The organism is Bacillus sp. 205(2023), from assembly GCF_037027485.1.
GTDB lineage: Bacteria > Bacillota > Bacilli > Bacillales > Bacillaceae > Bacillus > Bacillus halotolerans.
In genome coordinates, this window is record NZ_JAXCHF010000046.1 from 1 (window position 1) to 255 (window position 255).

A 255-nucleotide genomic window follows, 5' to 3' on the forward strand; every position below is an offset into this window, starting at 1 on the left:
CCAAGGCTAAATACTCCCTAGTGACCGATAGTGAACCAGTACCGTGAGGGAAAGGTGAAAAGCACCCCGGAAGGGGAGTGAAAGAGATCCTGAAACCGTGTGCCTACAAGTAGTCAGAGCCCGTTAATGGGTGATGGCGTGCCTTTTGTAGAATGAACCGGCGAGTTACGATCCCGTGCAAGGTTAAGCAGAAGATGCGGAGCCGCAGCGAAAGCGAGTCTGAATAGGGCGCATGAGTACGTGGTCGTAGACCCG

General features: G+C 53.7%; 1 rRNA gene. It reads left to right on the forward strand.

Features of this window, described 5'->3' with window-relative positions:
- A 23S ribosomal RNA gene (locus WA325_RS21535) occupies positions 1 to 255 on the forward strand; the annotation flags it as partial.